The 20,776-nt window shown below is 73.0% G+C and carries 15 protein-coding genes and 1 pseudogene; 7 read left to right on the forward strand and 9 right to left on the reverse strand.

Annotated features, from left to right (window positions below):
- Nucleotides 1-21 precede the first annotated feature (21 nt).
- From HD595_RS20805 to HD595_RS20815, 3 genes are read left to right on the forward strand one after another with little or no spacing between them, the layout of a single operon-like run.
- Nucleotides 22-708 carry a response regulator transcription factor gene (locus HD595_RS20805; RefSeq protein WP_253771458.1) on the forward strand — a complete coding sequence of 229 codons (687 nt, stop codon included), beginning with the start codon at nucleotides 22-24 and terminating at the stop codon, nucleotides 706-708.
- A 9-nt stretch (nucleotides 709-717) separates the two neighbouring features.
- Nucleotides 718-2,544, forward strand: coding sequence for an ABC transporter (locus tag HD595_RS20810; protein ID WP_253771460.1), 1,827 nt, complete (start codon nucleotides 718-720; stop codon nucleotides 2,542-2,544).
- On the forward strand, nucleotides 2,541-4,946 hold the full coding sequence (locus HD595_RS20815) for a GTPase (protein ID WP_253771462.1): 2,406 nt from the start codon (nucleotides 2,541-2,543) through the stop codon (nucleotides 4,944-4,946). The genes HD595_RS20810 and HD595_RS20815 overlap by 4 nt, the downstream gene beginning before the upstream one ends.
- A 366-nt stretch (nucleotides 4,947-5,312) precedes the next feature.
- Here the strand turns inward: HD595_RS20815 and HD595_RS20820 are convergent, their stop codons facing one another.
- Nucleotides 5,313-6,197, reverse strand: a complete 885-nt coding sequence (locus HD595_RS20820) for a hypothetical protein (protein ID WP_253771464.1) — start codon at nucleotides 6,195-6,197, stop codon at nucleotides 5,313-5,315.
- A complete protein-coding gene (locus HD595_RS20825) occupies nucleotides 6,194-6,745 on the reverse strand; it encodes an RNA polymerase sigma factor (protein ID WP_253771467.1) in 552 nt (183 codons plus the stop codon). The genes HD595_RS20820 and HD595_RS20825 overlap by 4 nt, the downstream gene beginning before the upstream one ends.
- A gap of 276 nt (nucleotides 6,746-7,021) precedes the next feature.
- Here HD595_RS20825 and HD595_RS20830 point away from each other — a divergent pair, with 276 nt between their 5' ends.
- A complete protein-coding gene (locus HD595_RS20830; RefSeq protein WP_253771469.1) occupies nucleotides 7,022-7,720 on the forward strand; it encodes an alpha/beta fold hydrolase in 699 nt (232 codons plus the stop codon).
- Between the two features lie 329 nt (nucleotides 7,721-8,049).
- Here the strand turns inward: HD595_RS20830 and HD595_RS20835 are convergent, their stop codons facing one another.
- Complete coding sequence (locus HD595_RS20835) at nucleotides 8,050-8,943, reverse strand: hypothetical protein (RefSeq protein ID WP_253771471.1); 894 nt, start codon at nucleotides 8,941-8,943, stop codon at nucleotides 8,050-8,052.
- A gap of 122 nt (nucleotides 8,944-9,065) precedes the next feature.
- On the opposite strand from HD595_RS20835, the pseudogene HD595_RS20840 reads away from it, so the two are divergent.
- A pseudogene (locus HD595_RS20840) lies at nucleotides 9,066-10,264 on the forward strand (RNA-guided endonuclease InsQ/TnpB family protein).
- 14 nt (nucleotides 10,265-10,278) lie between these two features.
- On the opposite strand, the gene HD595_RS20845 reads toward HD595_RS20840, so the two are convergent.
- On the reverse strand, nucleotides 10,279-10,857 hold the full coding sequence (locus HD595_RS20845; protein WP_253771473.1) for an RNA polymerase sigma factor: 579 nt from the start codon (nucleotides 10,855-10,857) through the stop codon (nucleotides 10,279-10,281).
- 176 nt (nucleotides 10,858-11,033) lie between these two features.
- Between HD595_RS20845 and HD595_RS20850 the strand changes: the two genes are divergently transcribed.
- Nucleotides 11,034-14,327 (forward strand): S8 family serine peptidase, encoded by a 3,294-nt coding sequence (locus HD595_RS20850; RefSeq protein ID WP_253771474.1) that lies wholly within the window; start codon nucleotides 11,034-11,036, stop codon nucleotides 14,325-14,327.
- 185 nt (nucleotides 14,328-14,512) lie between these two features.
- Here HD595_RS20850 and HD595_RS20855 read toward each other — a convergent pair whose 3' ends face one another.
- The 5 genes from HD595_RS20855 to tdh form a co-directional block, all read right to left on the reverse strand.
- Nucleotides 14,513-15,388 (reverse strand): hypothetical protein, encoded by an 876-nt coding sequence (locus HD595_RS20855; RefSeq protein WP_253771476.1) that lies wholly within the window; start codon nucleotides 15,386-15,388, stop codon nucleotides 14,513-14,515.
- Entirely contained in the window at nucleotides 15,385-15,927 is a 543-nt protein-coding gene (locus HD595_RS20860; protein ID WP_253771478.1) for an RNA polymerase sigma factor, read from the reverse strand. The genes HD595_RS20855 and HD595_RS20860 overlap by 4 nt, the downstream gene beginning before the upstream one ends.
- A 107-nt stretch (nucleotides 15,928-16,034) precedes the next feature.
- Entirely contained in the window at nucleotides 16,035-17,045 is a 1,011-nt protein-coding gene (locus tag HD595_RS20865) for a LysR family transcriptional regulator (RefSeq protein ID WP_253771480.1), read from the reverse strand.
- 43 nt (nucleotides 17,046-17,088) lie between these two features.
- The gene (locus HD595_RS20870) at nucleotides 17,089-18,258 is read right to left on the reverse strand and encodes a glycine C-acetyltransferase (RefSeq protein ID WP_253781256.1); all 1,170 of its coding nucleotides are present in this window, start codon (nucleotides 18,256-18,258) and stop codon (nucleotides 17,089-17,091) included.
- Nucleotides 18,258-19,361 (reverse strand): L-threonine 3-dehydrogenase, encoded by a 1,104-nt coding sequence (tdh, locus tag HD595_RS20875; RefSeq protein WP_253771482.1) that lies wholly within the window; start codon nucleotides 19,359-19,361, stop codon nucleotides 18,258-18,260. The genes HD595_RS20870 and tdh overlap by 1 nt, the downstream gene beginning before the upstream one ends.
- A gap of 199 nt (nucleotides 19,362-19,560) precedes the next feature.
- Between tdh and HD595_RS20880 the strand changes: the two genes are divergently transcribed.
- Nucleotides 19,561-20,694 carry an ROK family transcriptional regulator gene (locus HD595_RS20880; RefSeq protein WP_253771484.1) on the forward strand — a complete coding sequence of 378 codons (1,134 nt, stop codon included), beginning with the start codon at nucleotides 19,561-19,563 and terminating at the stop codon, nucleotides 20,692-20,694.
- The last annotated feature ends 82 nt before the right edge of the window (nucleotides 20,695-20,776 follow it).

Here is a 20,776-nt window from a genome sequence, read left to right on the forward strand (position 1 = left end):
CTCAGCTCCCTGAGTAACGCTATGGAGGTGACCACACCCGAAGCGTTGATCATGGTGGTGGACGACGAGCCCAGCATCAGGGACCTGCTGTCCGCCAGCCTGCGCTTCTCCGGGTTCGAGGTGCTGACCGCCGCCGACGGCTACGAGGCCGTCGAGGTGGCCGAACGCGCCTCGCCCGACCTCGTCGTCCTCGACGTGATGCTGCCCGACCTCGACGGGTTCGAGGTGGCCCGGCGGATCACCGCCCCCGTGCTGTTCCTCACCGCCCGCGACGCCACCGAGGACAAGATCGCCGGGCTCGGCGTGGGCGACGACTACGTCACCAAGCCGTTCAGCCTGGAGGAGGTGCAGGCCCGCATCCGCGCGGTGCTGCGCCGCACGCGCGGCGAGAACGCGCCCGCCACCCGGCTGAAGGTCGCCGACCTGGAGCTGGACGAGCACGCGCGCGAGGTGTGGCGCGGCGGGAAGCCGGTGCGGCTCTCGCCGACCGAGTTCAAGCTGCTGCACTACTTCATGGCCAACGCCGGGCGCGTGCTGTCCAAGGCACAGATCCTCGACCACGTGTGGAACTACGACTTCGGCGGCGACGCCGGCGTGGTCGAGTCATACGTCTCCTACCTGCGGCGCAAGGTCGACGCCGTCGAGCCGCGGCTGATCCACACGCTGCGGAGTGTCGGATATGTGCTTAGGGAGCCGCCTGCGGGCTAGTTTCAGGACATGGACCTGCCTGGTGCGCTGGAGGCGCTGCGGCGCCGGCTCGACGGCGAGCTGTTCCCGCTGGCCATCGGCCGTGCCGAGGAGGACCGCCGGCTGCTCAGGGAGATGACCGGGCAGCTCGACGACTACCTCCTGCCGCGCCTGCGCGCGATCGACGCGCCGCTGCTCGCCGTGGTCGGCGGCTCCACCGGGGCGGGCAAGTCCACGCTGGTCAACTCGCTGGTCGGGGCCGACGTGGCCGAGCCCGGCGTGCTGCGTCCCACCACGCTCGTGCCGACGCTCGTGGCCAGCCCGGCCGACCGCGACTGGTTCATGGGCCCGAACGTGCTGCCCGGGCTGTCGCGGACCGGCGGCCCCGGCCACGGGACGGCCGGGGCGCTGCGGGTCGTCACCTCCGAGGCGCTCGGGGCCGGGCTGGCCCTGCTGGACGCGCCCGACATCGACTCCGTGGTGACCGCCAACCGGGAGCTCGCCGCGCAGCTCCTCGCCGCCGCCGACCTGTGGCTGTTCGTCACGACCGCCGCCCGCTACGCCGACGAGGTGCCGTGGAGCTTCCTGCGCCTGGCCCGGGAGCGCAGCACCGCGCTGGCCGTCGTCCTCGACCGGGTGCCCCCGGAGGCCACCGAGCCGGTCACCCGCGACCTCGAACGCCTCCTCGTCGCCAACGGGCTCGACGGCACCCGCCTGTTCACCGTGCCCGAGGCGGCGCTGCCCTCGGAGAAGGCGCGGCTGCCCGCCCCGCTCGTCGCGCCGATCTCCGCCTGGCTGGCCGGGCTGGCCGACGACGCCGCCGAACGGGCCCGGGTCGTGCGGCAGACGCTGTCCGGGGCGCTCGACAGCCTGGCGGCGCGGGTGCCCGAGCTGGCCGAGGCCGTGCGGCGGCAGCAGGCGGGCTTCGACGGGCTGCGCTCCATCGTCTCCGGGGCGTACGCGGGCGCGATGGCCGACTTCGACGAGGGCATGCGCGACGGGTCGCTGCTGCGCGGCGAGGTGCTGGCCCGCTGGCAGGACTTCATCGGCACCGGTGACCTCATGCGGTCGCTGGAGAGCCGGGTGGGCTGGCTGCGCGACCGGCTCGTGTCGTTCTTCACCGGCCGCGTGCCCGCCGCCGAGCTGCGCGACGCGCTGGAGAGCGGGGTGGAGACGCTGATCAGGGGCGCCGCCGACGCCGCCGCCGAGCGGGCGCTGGACGGCTGGTCCGCGGCGCCCGGCGGGCCCGGGATCATCGAGCGGATCGGCGCCGTCGAGGCGGCCCGGCTCGGCCGCGCCTCGCCCGACCTGGCCAAGCGGGCCGAGGCGGCGGTGCGGGGGTGGCAGGAGTTCGTGATGGACCTCGTACGGCAGGAAGGCTCGGAACGGCGGACGACGGCGCGGCTGGCGTCGTTCGGGGTGAACGGGGCGGGCTTGCTGATCATGCTGGCGGTGTTCGCCTCGACGGGCGGGCTGACCGGCATCGAGGTGGGCATCGCGGGCGGCACGAGCGTGCTGTCGCAGAAGCTGCTGGAGGCGATCTTCGGTGACCAGGCGGTGCGGACGCTGACCGTACGGGCGCGGGAGGACCTGCGGGAGCGGGTGCGGGCGCTGACGGACGAGGAGGCGGCCCGGTACACGGCGCTGCTGGAGCCGATCGAGCCGCCGCCGGGCACGGCGGACGCCCTGCTGGAGGCGGCGGGCGCGGTGCGCTCGCATCGCGCGGAACTCCCGGACGTACCGGGGGCTTCGCGGCCGGACGCGCCGGGGCCTTCTGGGGCTTCGGGGTCGTCGGGCGCTTCGGGGCCGCGTTCGTCGGGGGCTTCGGCGGCGGACTCGTCGGGGGGCGGGGGATGAGGCTGCTGCGTCGCAAGGAAGGGCCGTCGCTGGACTCCCGGCTGGACGCCCTGCTGGAGGCCGCCACGCTGGCCGAGGGACGGCTGCCGGGCGGTGTGGTGGGGTCCGCGCGCGCCGTGGCCGAACGGGCGGGGGCGCGCCGCAGCCTGTCGGCCGAGCACACGGTCGTCGCCCTGGCCGGGGCCACGGGGAGCGGGAAGTCGTCGTTGTTCAACGCGCTGGCGGGGGCCGAGGTGGCGACGGTGGGCGTCACGCGGCCGACGACGTCGGCGGTGCAGGCGGCGGTGTGGGACGGCGCCACGGGGGCCGCGGGCCCGCTCCTGGACTGGCTGGACGTCTTCACCCGCCACCAGGCAGGCGGTGCCTCAGGCTCACCCACCGATCCAGATTTGTCCGGACTTATCATGCTTGACCTGCCGGACCACGACTCCATCCAGCTCGGCCACCGCCTGGAGGTGGACCGCCTCGTCGAACTGGTCGACCTGCTGGTGTGGGTCCTGGACCCGCAGAAGTACGCCGACGCGGCACTCCACGAGCGCTACCTGCGCCCGCTGTCCGGGCACCGCGACGTGATGGTCGTGGCGCTCAACCACGCCGACCGGCTGCCGCCCGACGCGGTGGACCGCTGCCTCGGCGACGTGCGGCGCCTGCTGGACGAGGACGGTCTGAAGGGCGTGCCCGTCCTCGCCACCTCGGCCCGTACGGGCAGGGGCCTGGCGGAGCTGCGCGCGCTCCTGGCGCGGCGCGTCGCCGACCGGCGCGCCTGGGCGTCCCGCCTGACGGCCGACGTCATCACCACCGCCGACCTCCTGGCGGCCGCTTCGGCCAACCCTCCGGAGATCCCCGGCTTCACAGGGGAGGAACGCCACGCCCCCACCGCTACGACGGCACTCGCTTCCGCGAACACGCCTGGGAGGACGGGCGTGGAGAGGCCCGGCGCGGGGACGTCGGGTGCGGGGGCGACAGGCGTGGGGACGTCGGGTGCGGGGGCGGCGGGCGTGGGGACGTCGGGTGCGGGGGCGGCGGGCGTGGGGACGACCGGCACGGGGGCGACGGGTGCGGGGGCGACAGGCGCGCCGGGGGTGTCCGGGGCGCCGGCTTCCGGCGGGGGCCGGGGGCGGACGAGCGGGGACGACGGGGCCTCCGCTGCTCCCTCGGCGGGTCCTTCGGGCGCCGGGGCGGCGAGCACCTCGACGGGCGTGTCCGGCGCGACACGTGCGGCGGGGGAGGGACCGGGGCGTGAGCCCTCTGGAGGGAGGGCGTCAGCGGGGCGGCCCCGGGCGGAAGGGCCTGGTGCGTTGCCGGGGGTGCTGGCGGCGGGCAGGGAGATCACGCGTTCGGCCGAGCTGCCGGAGGCGCCCTCGGGCGGGGACGTCTCGGCACGGTTGGGGCGACGGCTCACGATGGCGCTGGAGGAGGCGGCCGGGGTGCCCCTCGTGCTGGAGGCCGTGGCGAAGGGGCACCGGCACCGGGCCGTGGTCGCCACGGGCTGGCCGGTCACCCGGTGGATCCGCCGCCTCAGACCCGACCCCTTGCGCCGCCTCCGCCTCGGCATGGGCGTGAGCACCGGCACACGGAACGGCACGAGCGGCGGCGCCGCGGTTGCAGGAAGCACGATCGTCGCGCGAGGCGGGGCGTCCGCCGCCGGAACACCCACCGCGCGAGGTGGGGCGTCCGCTTCTGGGACATCCGGCCCGCGCGGTGGGACGCCCGCCGCCGGGACACCCACCGCGCGAGGTGGGGCGTCCGCTTCTGGGACATCCGGCCCGCGCGGTGGGACGCCCGCCGCCGGGACACCCGCTCTGCGTGGCGAGAGTCAGGACATCGTGGGCCGTACGTCCCTACCCGCCGCCTCCGCCGTGCAGAAGGCGCGGGTCGAGACCGCGATCCGCGACGTCGGCGAGGCTGCCGCGAGCGGGCTGCCCGGCCCCTGGGAGGCGGCCGTGCGGCGGGCGGCGCGGGCGCGCTCCGGCGAGCTGGCCGACGCCGTGGACCGGGCCGTGGGCCGGACGTCCGTCCAGGCGACCCGGCCGCCCCGCTGGTGGAAGGCCGTCGGGGCGGTGCAGTGGCTGGTGTTCGCCACGATGGTGGTGGGGGCGCTCTGGCTCGGCGTGCTGTTCGGCCTCGACTACCTGCGGCTGCCGGAGCTACCGGTGCCGACGCTCGGGGTGGTGCCGTGGCCGACCGTGCTGCTCGCCGGTGGCGCGCTGGCGGGGGTTCTGGTGGCGCTGCTGTCCCGGCTGGCGGCCTGGGTGGGCGGTCGGCGTCGCGCCCGCCGTACGGCCAAGGCCATGCGCGCCGCCGTCGGTGAGGTGAGCGCCGAGTACGTGCTCGGCCCCGTGGAGGCGGAGATCGACGCGTACGCCCGCTTCCGTGACGCCGTCGAGCGGGCCCGAGCCTGATCCCGGAGGCCCGGCACACCGGGAGGTCCCGGCACACCAGGAGGTTCCGGCACGCCGGGAGGCCCTGGCACACCGGGAGGTGGTGTGCCAGGGCCTCGGGATGGCCGGCCGGCCCCTCGCCCGCGAGCGGGTGATCGTCTGGATCATGTCGGCGGCCGACGAGCGCATGTGGATCCCGCGCGCCCCTGAGCGCGGGAGCCCAACTCTCGGGCGCGGATCATGAGCCAGCGCTCGGGCGCGCCTCCTGAGTGCGGGAGTTCGGCCTTCGGGCGCGCCTCAGTGACGAGTTCGGAGCCCGGCCCTCGGGTGGGCCTCGGCGACGAGTGGGATGTCCCTATGGCCTGGTGAGCAGCCTCACATCCGAGTTCATGACGTCGGGCATCCCTCGTTGCTGAGCAGCTTCTTCACCAGGTCGTCGGCCAGCGGCTCTTCGCCGACCACCAGGGTGGCGTGGCCATAGCTGCTCAGGCCGCCCCCGTGCACATACATGGACTCCGGCACGCTCGTCGTGACCTGCGTGTCCTCGCCCCGCTGGCCTGGCTTGTGGATGGCGTACTCGTCGACGGCCACACCCCGCTTCCTGAGCTCGGCGCGCACCTCGCTCACGGGCCGGTTGTAGAAGGGCACACAGTTCATCGGCTCGCGGACGTCGGTGAGGGAGCCGATGATCTCGTACTCCTCGCCGGGGCGGGCCGCGCGGCCGAGCCGCACGTCTGCCGAGCCGGTGAAGCTCTTGTCGATCTTGAGGCCGATCGGGCAGGTCCGGCCCACGCCGGCGCAGTCCTCGGGCCGGTCGATGCTCACGATCTTGTCCCGGTAGGGGAAGGGCGTCATCGGCTGCCAGCCGGGCGTGTCCATGGTCAGCTCGCCCTCGAAGCTCGGCGTGGCCGGCACGACGTGCAGGTCCACGTTCAGGCCGAGGTTCTTGAGCTGGGTCTCGTACACCTTCGGGGAGGCGTACAGGTCCTTGACCTCGATGACGTAGTAGCCGCCCTCCTCCTTGACGTCCAGCGCGGCGGCGGGCGTGCTGTTCAGCGCCGACGGGACGATCCAGGCCGCCGCCGCGAGGGCCGCGGCCACCGGCAGCGCGACGAGCGGGCGCCACCTCCGCCGAGGCCGGGCGTCCGGCGCCGGCGCGGGTGCGGCGTCCATGATCTCGTTCATCAGGTCCCGCGCGAGCGGAGTCAGCGGCGCCGCGGGCACCGGGGCGGGCGCCAGCCGCTCGACGACGTCGTCCAGGTTCGTGGTCACGCGTTCTCCTTGGCGAGACGGACGGCCCGCGGGCCGTATCCGGCGAGGTCCTCGTCGGCGGCGGCGAGCTCGGCCGCGAGCCGCTTGCGCGCGCGGTGCAGGCGCTGGCGGGCGGCGATGCGCGAGCAGCCCAGCACCCTGGCGATCTCGGCGCCGCCGAGGCCCTCCCAGCCGGCCAGCGCCAGCACCTCCCTGTCGTCGTCCGACAGGCGCAGGAACGCCGCGCGCGCCGCCCCGGGCGCCCGGTCCGCCGGGGACCCGGCCCAGGCGGCCAGCTCCTCGCCCAGCCGCTGGGTCAGCGCCGTCCTGCGGGTCTCGCCGCGACGGTGGTTGGCGAGGGCGCGCCGGGCCACGCCGTACAGCCAGAACAGGGCGCGCTCGCCGGCCGGCACCTCGCCGAGCCGCCGCCACGCGATGGTGAAAACCTCGGACAGCAGGTCGGCGATGTCGTCCGGCGAGTCGGCGCGCCGCCGCACGTAGGCGGCGACGGCCGCGTAGTGCTCCGTGTAGATCTGCTCGAAACGGCGGCGAGGATCGGGTGGGCCCACGTCGTCGTCCTTCCGGTACGGGAGTGTCACGTGATGGTCAGTGTCCGGACCGGAGCGCGTGTGACATCCCCGGCGAAAAGGCTCAGAATCGCACGGGGGCGGCCGGATCGGCTGGTGGCGAATCTGCTCGGCAACGCCGCCCGGCACAACGTCCCAGCGGCTGGATCAAGGTGACCACCGGCGTGGAGGCCGGCCGGGCCGCGCTCCGCTCTCGCCATGATGGGACGTCGTGATCGTGCCGGGGAACTGTCGGAGGGGTCCGATACCGTGCCGCCCATGGCGGAATTCGTACTGGTGCCAGGGGCCTGGCTCGGAGCATGGGCGTGGGACGACGTGGTGCCCGAGCTGCGGGCGGCGGGCCACGGCGCCCACCCGTTGACGTTGTCCGGGCTCGCCGAGAAGCGGGGCGCCCCGGCCGGGCAGCAGACCCACGTCCAGGACATCGTCGACGAGGTCGAGCGGCTCGACCTGCGCGAGGTCGTCCTGGTCGGCCACAGCTACTCGGGCATCCCGGTCGGCCAGGCCGCCGAGCGCATCGGCGACCGGCTGTCGCACGTGGTCTTCGTCGACTCCAACGTGCCTTCCCACGGCGAGTCGTTCGTGTCCCCCTCGCCGGCGGGCCGCGCGGTGGTGGAGGCATCCATGGCCGCCAACGACGGCTACTGGGCGCCGCTGACCGCGGCCGACTACGCGGGCCAGGGCCTGACCGACGAGCAGATCGACCGGATCGTGACCGGCTCGACGCCCCACCCGGGCGCCTCGCTGACCGAGCCGGCCGTGCTGGCCAAGCCTCTCGGCGAGCTGCCGGCCACGTACGTCAAGTGCCTGCTCGACGGCGACGAGCCGAGCCCCGACGTGGCGCGGCTGCTGGGCGGTGAGCGGTGGCGGCTGGTCGAGATGGACACGGGACACTGGCCGATGTTCTCGCAGCCGCGCGAGCTGGCCCGCGTGCTGATCGACGCGGCCACGAGCTGAGCGACACGCGTGGAAGCGGTCGCGGCCGGGCGTCTCGCGGAGGTGCGGCCGCGGGTTGAGTGATTCGTGGAGGTGTGGTCGTGGTCTGGTCGTCTCGCGTGGACGCGGTCGCGGGCTCGTCGTCTCGCGATGGCGTGCCCGCCGGCTGAGCGTTGTGCGGAGAGGGCCCCTGCCCGGCGCCCCGTGCGGGCAGGAGCCCTCCTACGCCTGGAAGGAAGACCGATCGGCGGCCGTCGCGTAGCCGGAAGGCCGGTCGGTGACTTCGCGTACCGAGGCGGTCGGTCGGCGACCTCGCGTAACTCGGAGGTCGGCTTGTGGACCTCGCGTACCTAGGAGGTCGGGCAGTTCTCGCCGCGGCGGCCCCCCGGCTCCTGCGGCGCGGAACCCTCGTAGACGTTCAGGGACGCCTTGCCCGGCTCCGTCATGCTGCCCCCCTCCACCAGCCACGAGTCCGGAACCGACTCCTTCGTCCCCCCGGACACGGGGTCCATGTCGTCGAACTCCTGGACGGTCACACCGCGCTCCTGGAGCATCCCGCGCACCTCGGCCACGGTCCGGCCGATGTAGGGCAGGCAGTGCAGCGGCTCGCCCAGGGCGTCGATCGCGGTGCCGTTCTGGAACCGCTCGCCGGGCCGGGCCTCGCGCCCGATGGTGATCTCGGCGTGCCCCTCGAAGTTCTCCGGGATCTTCACCCCGATCGGGCAGCCGCCCATCTTGTCGCACTCGCCCGGCCGGTCGATGGTCTTGATCTCGTCGAGGTACCGGTCCTCGGTGATGGAGGTGGGGGAGACCGAGCCCACCAACGCCGGGGTCGAGGGGACGACGTTGAGGGTCACGTCCAGACCGGCGTCACGGAGCTGCGCCTCGTACGTGGCGGAGTCGGCGTAGAGGTCCTTGACCTCGATGACGTAGTAGCCGTCCTCCTTCTTGATGTCGAGCGCCGCGGCCGTCCCGGGGCCGAGGCCGTGTCCGGCGGGCAGCAGCCAGCTCAGCCCGAGGAACGCGGCGGCCAGCAGCGCCACCCCCGGCACCGCGGCGCGCAGGACCCGCGACCGGCGCCCGCGCCGCCCGGCCGAGGCGACGGCCCGGAGCGGCGTGACGGCCCTGCTGGGGGCGGGCTCGGCGGCCATGATGTCGCGCATGAGCGCTTGGGCCCCCTCGGTCATGCCGGGCCCGGCGCCGGGAGACAGGTGGGCGACGACGCGGTCCACGTCGGTGTTCATCGAAACTCCTTGAGGTTGGAGGCCCGGTGCTTCAGCCCCGGGGAGCAAAAGTTGGACACCACCCGCACGTGCTTCGTGCGAAGTGGCTGATTCCTGAGGGGGTGATTCGTCAGAATGGATCGGTGAGGACGGCGTACAAGTGCCGGGCGTACCCGACGCCTGAGCAGGCCGGCGTGCTGAGTCGCACGTTCGGCTGCGTACGCGTCGTCTGGAACCGCACCCTGGCCTGGCGGCGCGACCGATACCGCACCCAGCGGGCGAAGACCGGTTTCATCCAGGCCAACGCCCATCTCACCGCGATGAAGGCCACCGACGAGCTGGCATGGCTGAACGAGGTCTCCTCGGTCCCACTGCAGCAGACGATCCGCCACCAGCAGACGAATTCGCGAACTTCTTCGCCGGACGCACCAGATATCCGCGTTACAAGTCCCGCACGGGACGGCAGTCGGCCGAGTACACCCGTTCCGGGTTCCGCTACCGTGACGGGCGGCTGTTGCTGGCGAAGATGGAGGCGCCGCTGGCGTTCGTCTGGTCCTGGCCCGAGGTGGACCCGGCGGCGATCGACCCGAGTACGGTGACCGTCTCCCGGGACCCGTGCGGACGGTGGTATGTCTCCTTCGCCGTCGATGCCGCCGTTCCCGACCGGCTTGCGGCGGCGGGTGCCGTGGTCGCCGTGGATCTCGGGGTGACGGACTTCGCCGTCACCTCCGACGGCGACAAGATCCCCAATCCGCGTCATCTGGCCAGGCGGGAGCGCAACCTGGCCCGCTACCAGCGCCGCCAAGCGCGCAAGACCCGCGGGTCGAGCAATCACGTGAAGGCGAAGGCCAAGATCGCCCGCGCCCACCGGAAGGTGCGCGCGGCCAGAACGGACTTCCTGCACAAGACCAGCACGCGGCTGGTCCGCGACCACGACGTGATCGTGATCGAAGACCTGGCCGTGGCTAACATGATCCGCAACCGCAGACTGGCCAAGGCCATCTCCGACTGCGGATGGGGCGCCTTCCGCCGCATGCTCGCCTACAAGACGGCCCGATACGGCCGTCACCTGGTCGTGGTCGACCGCTGGCTGCCCAGCTCCAAGACCTGCTCGGCCTGCGGGCACGTGCTCACGCAACTCGCGCTCGGCACCCGGACGTGGCAGTGCCCGTCCTGCGGCACCCGGCACGACCGGGACGTCAACGCCGCGAAGAACATCCTGGCGGCAGGTCTTGCCGTGTCTGCCTGTGGAGGTGACGTCAGACACTCCAGGTCCGTCCAGGTGCAGTCGCCCGTGAAGCAGGAACCCCAACCTGTGAAGGTGGGAATCCCCCGCCTCTAGGTGTGGGGAAGAAGTCAAGATTTTCCCTCCGCGAGTGTGACGGCGCGCAGGCCGTAGGTGGTGAGGTCGAGATCGGCGGCGGCCAGCTCCTTGGCCAGCCGCTTGCGGGCGCGGTGCAGGCGCAGGCGCGCGGCTCCGCGCGAGCAGCCGAGCACCTTGGCGATCTCGGCGCTGCTCAGCCCTTCCCAGCCGACGAGGGTGAGCAGCTCCCGGTCGTCGGGTGACAGGCGCCGGAACGCCTGGTAGGTGGCGTCGCCGTCCCGGTCGGCCACGGGTCGTGACCAGGCGGACAGCTCCTCGCGCAGCCGCGCGGCCAGCGCCGAGCGGCGCTCCTCGGCGCGGAAGTGGTTGGCGAGGACCCGCCGGGCGACGGCGTACAGCCACAGCCGGGCCTCGTCCCCCTGGGGGATGTCGTCCAGCCGGCGCCAGGCGGTCGTGAACGTCTCGGCGATCACGTCGGCGATGTCGTCCGTGGACTCGGTACGTCGCGTGACGTAGGCGGCTATGGCGGGATAGTGCGCCAGGTAGAGCCGCTCGAAGCGGTGCTCCGGCGCAGGTTCCCCGATGTCGCCTTCTTTCCGTTGTTTGGACACATCACAGCAGATGTCCGGCTGGGCGGCTCTGTTTCACACGGAGCACATCGTCTCTGCCTTCACGGCAGCCCCTGTAACAGCTCCCCGTATCCGGACATTTGCTCATGCGTTGCCGCCGTACGCGACCGAGCGTCATCGGCGGCGACCGTTTCATGCAGCCGATGGAGAGGAAGCGCATGAGGTTAGGCAAGGGCCTGGTGGCCGCCGTCCTGGCCGGAGCGGCCGGTGTCACGGCCGCCCAGGCGCCCGCCGCCGCGACGCCCGCGACGTCCCCGACGCCCGCGACGTCCATCAGCGAGACGCCCGCGACGTCCCCGACGCCCGCGACGACCATCAGCGAGACGCCCGCGACGACCGCGACGCCAGAGGTCGAGACGTCCGCGAGAGCCGAGCGGCCGGAGGACAAGCCGACCGGCACGGTGACGCTGATCACCGGCGACAAGGTCGTCGTCACCGCCGCCGGGTACCGGGTGGAGCCGGGAGCGGGCAGGCAGGCGTCCTACGCCAGCCAGCGCCGCGACGGACACCTGTACGTCTACCCGTCCGACGCCCGTCCGCTGGTGGCACAGGGCGTCCTGGACGAGCGGCTGTTCGACGTCACGCAGCTTCTGGAATGGGGGTACGGAGACGCGCAGCGGGGCGACATCCCGCTGATCACGCAGTCGGCCCAGGGGGACGTGCCCACCTTCCGGAGCGCCCGTCAGGTCCGGCGGATGTCCGCCCTCGGCATGGCCGCGGTGCAGGTGCCCAAGACGAACGCGGCCGAGACGTGGAAGAGCCTGGCGTCCGGCGCCCGGACCCTGTCCGCGGGGCGGACGAAGCTGTGGCTGGATGGGCGACGTCCCTTCACCCTCGACCGGAGCGTCAAGCAGATCGGCGCGACGGAGGCATGGAAGCAGGGCTTCACCGGCAAGGGCGTCACGGTGGCCGTCCTGGACTCCGGCTATGACCCGGACCATCCGGACCTGAAGGACGTGGTCACGCAGTCGCGGAACTTCAGCGAGGAGCCCGACATCCGTGACCACCTCGGCCACGGAACACATGTGGCGTCGATCGTCGCAGGCGCGGGGGAGAAGTACCGGGGGGTGGCGCCGGATGCGAAAATCGCGTTCGGCAAGGTGGGCGGCGTCCGCGGCCCGACCGACTCGGCCATCCTGGCGGGCATGGAATGGGCCGCCCTTGAGGTGAAGGCCAAGGTGGTCAACCTCAGCCTCGGCGCGCCGGACACGCCGGGGCTCGACCCCCTGGAGCAGGCGGTCGCCACGCTGTCGGAGCGGACCGGCGTGCTGTTCGTCATCGCCGCCGGTAACGACGGGATGCCCGGCACGGTGAGCAGCCCCGGCAGCGCCGACGCCGCCCTCACCGTCGGCGCCGTCGACCGGGACGACCGGATGGCGGACTTCTCCAGTGCGGGCCCTCGCAGCGGTGACCATGCCGTCAAGCCGGATGTCACCGCTCCCGGTGTCGAGATCACGGCCGCGGCCGCCGCGGGCACGGCCGACGGTCCGTACGTCGCCTACAGCGGCACGTCGATGGCCACCCCGCACGTGGTGGGAGCCGCCGCGATCCTCGCCCAGCGGCACCCGGACTGGAGTGGTCAGCGCCTGAAGGCGGCCCTCATGGGCGGCGCCGCGCCCCAGGAGGGAGCCACGCCGTACCAGGAGGGAGCCGGGCGGGTCGACCTGGTCCGCACACTGGCCCAGCAGGTGACGGCGGCGACGCCGAACGTCTGGGCCGCCTTCCCCTGGGACGGCACCGGCGAGCGGGTGGTGACCAAGGACATCACGTACGCCAACGCCGGTGACACCCCGGTCACGCTGAACCTCGGCGAGGACAGCGAGGTGCTGGAGCTCGGGGCCCAGAGCCTGGTGGTGCCCGCGAAGGGGGAGGCGTCGGTCAAGCTGACGATCCGAGGGGAGGGCAGGGCGCCCGGAGACTATCCCGGCGTCGTGACCGCCCGGTCCGGCGACACCGTCATCCGCACCCTGGCCGGCGCCTATGTCGAGCCGGAGTCCTACGACCTCACCGTCAAGACCGCCGACCTGGAGGGCAACCCGCCCGACGCCCGCGTCTCGGGGGAGGCCTACGACAAGACCGGCGACCGGCGTCTGCTGGCCTTCGATGATCAGGGCAAGGCCACGGTCCGGCTGCCGAAGGGTGAGTGGAACGTCTACGTCGACATCTGGGGTGGTTACGCCGCCTTCGCGCACCGATCCGTGACCATCGACAACGCGGACCGTGAGCTGACGTTCGACATGCGTGAGGCCAAGAAGGTCGAGTTCACGGTGGACGAGCCGACGGCCGAGCGCGACCGCATGATCGCCTTCACGCTTGCCAACGGGGCCTGGAACACGGCCTGGGCCTCCTTCGGCCAGAGCCGGGGCTACTACGTGTTCCCCGTACGTCAGCCCGGCCTGCGGTACATGGCCACCACCGTCTGGCACAAGAAGGACGCCAAGCCGAGCCCGTACCGCTACGACCTCGTCGACTACGAGGTGGGCGGCATCCCGGACGATCCCACCTACACGGCGCGGACCCGCGACCTGGTCAAGGTGAGCGCGGCCTACCGTGCACCGGGCGGCGCCGCCAAGGCCAGGACGGCGGTGGGGCCGCTGTTCCCCGGCGCCCGCTGGACGGATGTGTGGCTCTCCAGGAGCCCCGAGATGGCTCTGCCGGCGACCATGACGCACTACCGCACTCCCGGCTTCGCCTGGATCACGGAGATCGAGACCGGCACCCACACGGTGGCCGGTCACAGTGAAGTCCTCGGGCGGCGGCCCGTCTCCGAGGTGTGGAACGACGCCGTGACCGGTCCCGCGTTCGGCACGCCGGCCGGCGACCGCGACGGCGACCGCCTGCGCTTCACCGCCGACGGCCTTCTCACCGCCGGGAGGGCCGGACTGAACGGCGGTGACTCCACCACCACCGGGAAGCTCGCTCTGACCCGCGGCGCCGAGGTGCTGGCCGAGGCGGACCTGGCAGGCTGCGTGCCCATGGATCCCGCCAGGTGCCTGCTGAAGGCCCGGCTGCCCGCCGAGGCGGCGACCTACACCCTGACCGCGTCGGCGCAGCGGCCGTCGGCGCTGTCCACGAAGGTCGAGGCGGCCTGGACGTTCCGGTCGGAACGGACGGACAAGGCCCGGCCGCTGCCCCTGACCGCGGTCCGCTACCTCCCCGAGGGCCTGGACGACCACAACCGCGCCAAGCCGGGCTCCACGACCGTGATCCCGGTGAGCCTCCAGCGCAACCCCGGCGCCCCCGCGCCGCGGGTCACGTCGATCACGGTGGAGGCGTCCTTCGACGACGGGGCGAGCTGGCGGCCGGTCCGGCTGGTCGGCTCCGGCTCGGCGCGGATGGCCCGGGTCGCGAACCCGGCCGCGCCCGGGTTCGTCTCGCTGCGGGCCAAGGTCACGGACGCGGCGGGTGACCAGGTGACGCAGACCATCACCAGGGCGTACGCCATCGGGTGACCAGGTGAAGCCGGCCAGGCCACGGGCCTGTGCCATCGGCTGACACCGTTCGCACGTCCGGCCGCGCGGGAAACAGGGATGGGGATCCCCCTGAGCGGCCGGGCCTCCGACCGCTCGGACATGGGCTCCGTGCGAGCGGTCGCGTCCGGCCGCGCGGGAACTGCACCCCCCGCGCGGCCGGACGGTCAGTAGCCGGGCGGCGGGGTGGTCCCCTCGGCGGGCTCGACGCTCAGGATGATCACCCCGTCGTTGTAGCTGTCCGCCTCCGCCACCTTCCAGCCCGCATCGACCCGGGAGGCCGGCACCGGCCCCTCCACCTTGTAGCCGACCCCCTCGTGCAGTGGCCAGCGGAGCTCGTAGGCCACCTTCAGATCGTGCTCGCGCACGACGCGCTCCGCCTCGGCCACCGTGAGCCCCCCGATCCTGACCCCGGCCAGGGCCTCGCCCGGCACGGTCGCGTCGATGGGGAAGTCGTACTTCTCGCCGGGCCTGGCCGGCCGGCCCAACCGCAGCGTCGCCGGTCCTTTGATGTCGGCGGTGATGCTGAAGGCCGTCAGGCATCCCTCGACCCGCACCTTGCAGTCGGACAGGGTGGAGGTCATCTTGGCGTCCGGGTCCGAGTCCTCCCAGCCGTCGACGGGGTTGCGTTGCCGCGGCGACACGGGCATCAGCTCCACCTTCACGTTGCCCAGGCCGACCTTGTCGAACGCCTTCCGCAGCTCCCCGGGGTCGGGGTCGCCGTCGGTGATGTAGAAGTTGTACTCGTCGCCGTCGCGGTCGATCGTGACGGCCTGGCTCGCGTACACCTGCCCTGACTCCCTGAACAGGGAGGGCCCGACGACGAGGGCGCCGGCCAGGGCGACCGAGGCCGCCAGGCCCAGCAGGAGGCGGCTCGGCGCCGGTCCGCGACGGGACCGCCGGGCAGCCGGGGCCGGGACCGGGGTCCGCTCCAGCAGGAGGATCTCGGTCAGCAGCGCGTCCGCCCCCGCGGTGGTCGCGCTGCCGGACAGGTCCGCGTCCAGCACCCTCGCCTGCTCCCTGAACACCTGGTCGTTGCTCATCGTGACTCCTCGTTGGTCAGTGGTCGCGGGCGGACGGCCGCCGGGCGGGCATCCTTCAGAGCCCGGGCGAAGCGCTTGCGGGCGCGGTGCAGCCGGATGCGGACGGCGTTGCGCGAGCAGCCGAGCACCTCGGCGATCTGGCCGGGGTCCAGCTCCTCCCAGACGGACAGGGCCAGCAGTTCGCGGTCGTCGCCGGAGAGCGCGTTCATGGCCTGGTCCACGTGGTCGTACCGGCTGGGGGCGGACATGGCGTAGCGGCGGCGGGTCTCGGCGGTCAGCTCGGCGTGCCCCGTCTCCCTGCGCCGCTCGCCGCGGCGGTGGTTGGCCAGGACGCGCCGGGCCACGCCGTAGAGCCACAGCCGGGCGGCGTCGCCGCGCGGGATCTCGCTCACGCGCCGCCAGGCGGTCACGTACGTCTCGGCCACGATGTCGGCGGCGTCCTCGGCGGAGGAGCACCGTCGCATGACGTACCCGAGGATCTGCTCGTACGTGCGCCGGTACACGGTCTCGAACCGGGACTGGTCATCGGTTTCGTCCACTTCATCCTCGTCGGTGGGCTGTTGTCGGTCTCGATCACGTACGTGTCCGCGGATGGACGCGGAATTTCACACGGGGATCGGAACAGCGACGTGCCGAGGAGGCGGCCTCAGGCCGGGGCGATGGCGCGCAGGGTGTCGAGCACCTGCCGGAGGAGCGGGTGGGCGGCGGCGCCGCGGCGTACGGCGGCGAAGACCCGCCGCTCGGGCCCGGGCGCCGGCCGTACCGTGACGCCCGTCAGCGTCATGTCGCGCAGCGCCAGCCGGGGCACGAGCGCGATCCCCGCGCCCGCCCCCACCAGCGCCACCACGGCCCGGAAGTCGTCGGAGCAGTGGGCGAACTCGGGCGTGAAGCCGGCCTGCTCGCAGGCGAAGGCGATGACGTCGCGGATCGGGTTGCCGGGGTGGGGGCCGATCCAGGTCTCGCCCGCCAGATCGGCGAGTGCCACGGGTTCGCTCTCCGGCTCGGCGAGCGTCCCGGGCGCGCTCTCCAGGTCGGCGGGCGCCACGGGCTCGCCCTCCAGGCCGGCGAGCGTCACGGGCTCGTCGGACGGCCGCGTGGTCGAGGACCCGGCGGCCAGCGGATGGTCGTCGGGCAGGACGAGGTCGAACGGCTCGGCGTACAGGGGGACCCGGGACAGGCGGCGGTCCGCCGCGTCGGGCCAGCCGCGGTACTCCACGACGACGGCCAGGTCGGCCCGCTCGTCGAGCAGCATGGCGAGCCCCTGGTCGCCCTCCACGTCGCGGACGCGGACCTGCAGCGCCGGGGCCTTGAGCCGCAGCGCCGCCACCGCGGGCGCGAGGACGGCGCTGATCGCGGTGGCGAAGCAGGCCACGGTGACCTCGCCCGCCTCGCCGCCGGCGTAGGAGGCGACCTCCGCCTCGGCGCGTTCGAGCTGGGCGAGCACCTCGTCCGCGTGCCTGAGCATGATCGTGCCCACGGCGGTGAGCCGCACGCCGCGGCCGTCGCGGGTGAACAGCCGGTGCCCCACCTCGTGCTCCAGGGCGACGAGCTGCTGCGACACGGCCGAGGGGGTGAGGTGCAGGGTGGCCGCCGCGGCGGTGACCGTGCCGTGGTCGGCCACCGCGCGCAGCGTGCGCAGCCGGCGCGTGTCTATCACGCTGGTGAGGATACCTACGACGCCGGGCCGGCCGCGGATCCGCTCAGCCGCGGGCCTGGACGAACGCCTCCACGGCGCGCTCCACGTCCTCGGGCGAGTGCGCGGCCGAGAGCTGGACCCGGATGCGCGCCTGCCCGTGCGGCACCACCGGGTACGAGAACCCGATGACGTACACGCCCAGCTCCAGGAGCCGCTCGGCCATGGCCCCGGCCTTCGCCGCGTCACCGATCATGACCGGCACGATCGGGTGGTCGCCGGGCAGGATGTCGAACCCGTTGCGCGTCATCTCGCTGCGGAAACGGGCCGTGTTGGCGCGCAGTCGCTCGCGGGCCTCGCCGGTGGTCTCCAGCAGGTCGAGGATCCGCAGCGAGGCGGAGGCGATGACGGGGGCCAGGGAGTTGGAGAACAGGTACGGCCGGGACCGCTGGCGCAGCAGCTCGCAGATCTCCTTGCGGGCCGCGACGTAGCCGCCGCTGGCACCGCCGAGCGCCTTGCCGAGGGTGCCGGTGACGATGTCGATCCGGTCGGTCACGCCGTGCAGCTCGGGCGTGCCGCGTCCGGTCGGGCCGACGAAGCCGACGGCGTGCGAGTCGTCCACCATGACCATGGCGTCGTACCGCTCGGCCAGGTCGCAGATCTCCCGCAGCGGGGCGAGGTAGCCGTCCATGGAGAACACGCCGTCGGTGACGATCAGCCGCCGCCGGGCGTCGGCCGCCTCCTTGAGGCGGGACTCCAGCTCGGCCATGTCGCGGTTGGCGTAGCGCAGGCGGCGGGCCTTGGACAGGCGGATGCCGTCGATGATGCTCGCGTGGTTGAGCGCGTCGGAGATGACCGCGTCCTGCGCGTCGAGCAGCGTCTCGAACACACCGCCGTTGGCGTCGAAGCAGGAGCTGTAGAGGACGGTGTCCTCCATGCCGAGGAAGGCGGACAGGCGCCCTTCGAGCTCCTTGTGCACCTCCTGGGTGCCGCAGATGAACCGGACCGAGGCCATGCCGAAGCCCCACCGGTCGAGCGCCTCCTTGGCCGCCGCGACCACCTCGGGGTGGTCCGCCAGGCCGAGGTAGTTGTTGGCGCAGAAGTTCAGCACCTCCTTGCCGGCGACGCGCACGTTGGAGCTCTGCGGGGTGCTGATGACGCGTTCGGGCTTGAGCAGCCCGGCCTCGGTGATCTCGTCGAGCGTCGTACGCAGCTGCTCGCGCACGTTCGTGAACATCAAGCACAACTCCTGTTCATGGTCGCGGCCGCTTCGGCCTCCGTTGGCTCGTTCCTCGCGCTCTCCGGCCGAGCTCCTCCGCTCCAGTCCATGATGACCTTGCCCGTGCGGCCACTGGCGGCCGTGTCGAAGGCGGCGTCGAACTCGTGGTACGGGAACCGGTCGGTGATCACCGGGGTCAGGTCGAGGCCCTTCTCCAGCAGGACCGACATGTTGTACCAGGTCTCGAACATCTCACGGCCGTAGATGCCCTTGATGGTGATCATCGAGGTGACGATCGTGGCCCAGTCGACCGCGAACTCCTCCGCGGGCAGGCCGAGCATGGCGATCTTGCCGCCGTGGGTCATGCTCGCGATCATGTCTCGCATGGCCCGCGGGTTGCCGGACATCTCCAGGCCCACGTCGAAGCCCTCGCGCATGTCGAGGCGGCGCATGCCGTCGGCGATGGAGTCGCGCGCGACGTTGAGCGCGAGGGAGACGCCGAGCTTGGCGGCCAGGTCGAGGCGCTCGTCACTGACGTCGGTGATGACGACGTTGCGGGCGCCGACGTGGGTGGCCACGGCCGCCGCCATCAGGCCGATCGGGCCGGCGCCGGTGATCAGCACGTCCTCGCCGACGAGGGGGAACGACAGGGCCGTGTGGACGGCGTTGCCGAACGGGTCGAAGATGGCCGCCACGTCGGGGTCGACGGGGGTGCGGTGCACCCAGGCGTTCTCGGCGGGGAGCGTGACGTACTCGGCGAACGCGCCGTCGCGGTGGACGCCGAGGCCGACGGTGTTGCGGCACAGGTGGCGGCGGCCGGCCATGCAGTTGCGGCACCGGCCGCACACGATGTGGCCCTCGCCGCTGACCAGGTCGCCGACGGCGACGTTCTCCACGCCGGGGCCGGTCTCGACGACCTCGCCGCTGAACTCGTGCCCGACGATGAGAGGAAGCTTCAGGGTGTTACGCGCCCAGTCATCAAATTTCCGGATATGGAGGTCGGTGCCGCAGATGCCGGTACGCAGCACCTTGATCAGCACCTCGCCGGGCCCCGGCGTCGGCTCCGGTACGTCGACGAGCCGGAGACCGGCCTCGGGCCTCTCCTTGACCAGCGCTTTCATCGCACATTCCCCCTCATCCCGAACCTAACGCACTGTGCCGCCCCGGCTCCGGACATGTCCATCGAGGGATTCTTAAGTGCCCCCACAGCTTCGCTTCACGCCGCTGCCCGGCGTGTTCCCGGGACCCACCGGCTCCCCGTGATTACGTAACCAAGTTTGTTAAGTAAGATGTCGATCTGACGGTTTCCCTGGAGGTTCGGTGCGAGAGCAGAGCGGCGACGCCTCCCTGCTGCGTAAGCTCAACTCCGCCGCGGTGCTGCGGATCCTGCGCGAGGCCGGGGTCGCCACACTCAGCGAGCTGGCCCGGGCCGCCCGCGTCTCCAGGCCGACGGCCGAGGTGATCGTCGAGGACCTGATCGCCGAGGGCTGGGCCGAGGAGTGCGGCGAGGAGCAGGGCGACCGCCAGCGCGGCCGGCCGGCCCGGCGCTTCCGCTTCCGCGCGTCGGCGGGCCACGTGGCGGGCGTCGGCATCGGGGCCTCCCACGTGCGCGCCATGGTGGCCGACCTCAACGGCGAGGTCGTCGCCTCCCACAAGGCACCCACCCACGAGATGATGAGCGCGGCCGAGCGCCTCGACGTCGTCGCCGGCCTGGTCTCGGCCGTGGCCGGCCAGGCCGGGCTGTCCATGGCCGGCCTCGCCGCCGTCGGCGTCGGCACCACCGGCGTGGTGGACAACGCGGGCCGCGTGGTCAAGAGCACCGTCCTGCCCGGCTGGACCGGCCTCGACCTGCGGGCCGAGCTGGGGCGGCGGCTCGCGCCGCCCGTGCTGGTCGAGAACGACATGCGGCTCGCAGTGCTCGCCGAGCACTGGCGGGGCGCGGCGCGCGGCCACGACGACGTGGTCTACCTCTTCACCGGCCACCGGCTGGGGCTCGCCCTGCTGATCGGCGGCCGGCCGCACCGGGGCGCCAACGCCGCCGCCGGCGAGATCGGCCGGCAGGCCCGCGACCACTGGTCGGCCTTCAAGCACGTCTTCGACTACGCGATGGAGTCCGAGCCGGGCGAGCTGCGCTCGCACCAGCAGGCGGCCGACTTCGCCATCGGGCGGGCGCGCGCCGGCGACGAGCGGGCGCTGGCGGCCGTCACCGCGTTCGCCCGGCACCTGGGCGAGGGCCTGCTCACGCTGGTCAACCCGCTCGACCCGGAGATGGTGGTGGTCGGGGGCCGCCTGGCCAGGGCCGGCGACCTGCTGGTCGAGCCGATCCAGCGCTACTTCGACGAGGTGTGCTACTACCCGCCGAAGGTCGTGGCCTCCGGCCTGGGCAGCGACTGCGTCACGCTGGGCGCCGTCAGGTGGGCGCTGGACCGCGCCGACGACCTGCTCTTTTCGTAGATCGTTTCGATAATTCTGTCACGAACCTGTCACGCTGAGGTCGCTTGCGCGCATCTTCTGCTTGATCGTGCGTGATTATCTA

The sequence above is a fragment of the Nonomuraea roseoviolacea subsp. carminata genome, from assembly GCF_024172185.1.
Classification (GTDB): domain Bacteria; phylum Actinomycetota; class Actinomycetes; order Streptosporangiales; family Streptosporangiaceae; genus Nonomuraea; species Nonomuraea roseoviolacea.